General features: G+C 79.0%; 1 protein-coding gene. It reads right to left on the reverse strand.

Features of this window, described 5'->3' with window-relative positions; all coding sequences use genetic code 11:
* A partial coding sequence (locus ABZV94_RS42145; RefSeq protein WP_356350476.1) for a polyketide synthase dehydratase domain-containing protein occupies positions 1-1,019 on the reverse strand: 1,019 nt, incomplete at both ends.

A 1,019-nucleotide genomic window follows, 5' to 3' on the forward strand; every position in this document is an offset into this window, starting at 1 on the left:
GGAGGGTGCGGGCGAGCCGGGGCGCGTGCAGCCGGCCGTCGCGCACGGCCAGTTGCGGCTCCTCGGCGGCGAGCGCGGCAGGCAGCAGGGAGTCCGCCGCCGGGTCGTCGTCGAGGTCGATCAGCACCAGCCGGTCGGGGTGCTCCGACTGCGCCGAGCGGATCAGGCCCCAGACGGGCGCGCCCGCGAGGTCCACGTCGTCGGTGGGGCGTGCGGCGACGGCGCGCCGGGTCACCAGCGCGAGCCGGGAGCCCGCGAACCGCTCGTCGGCCAGCCACCGCTGGACGAGGCGCAGCACCCGGCCGGTGGCGGGTCGCGGATCGCCCGTGTCGTCCGCGGCGGTGGGCACCCGGAGGACGACGACGTCGGCCGGCCCCGCGGAGTCGAGGGAGTCGCCGGCCTCGGTCCAGGTCAGGGAGGTGTCCGGGGCGGGCGAGGGCAGCTCGTGCCACTCCACGGTGAACAGGGAGCCGGCGCCGGTCCGCGACGGCGACGCCGCCGCGAGGCGGTCCCTGGGGACGGCACGCAGGGCGAGGTCCAGGTCGGCGACGGGGGCACCGGTGCCGTCGGCGACGGTGAGGGTGGCGCGTCCGGGGCCGGCGGGCGAGATCCGGGCGCGCAGCATCGAGGCGCCCGCCGCGTGCAGGGCGACGTCGTTCCAGGCGAACGGCAGCTGGATGTGCGCCGGGTCCGTGCCGGCGCCCGCATCGAGCACCAGCGGGTGCAGTACGGCGTCGAGCAGCGCGGGGTGCAGGCCGTAGGCTGCCGCGCCCTGGGCTTGCGTGTCGGGCAGAACCACCTCGGCGAAGACGTCGGTGCCGCGCCGCCAGACGCCGCGCAGCGCCCGGAAGGCGGGGCCGTAGCCGTAGCCGAGGGCGGCCAGCCGGTCGTAGACGTCGTCGAGGTTCTCGGCGTCGGCGCCGGCCGGGGGCCAGGAGACGAGGTCGGCGTCGGCGGCGGGCGCCGCGGCGGCCGGGGCGAGCAGGCCGGTGGCGTGCCGGGTCCACGGCAGGGCGCGG

The sequence above is a fragment of the Streptomyces sp. NPDC004658 genome, from assembly GCF_040609555.1.
Lineage (GTDB): Bacteria > Actinomycetota > Actinomycetes > Streptomycetales > Streptomycetaceae > Streptomyces.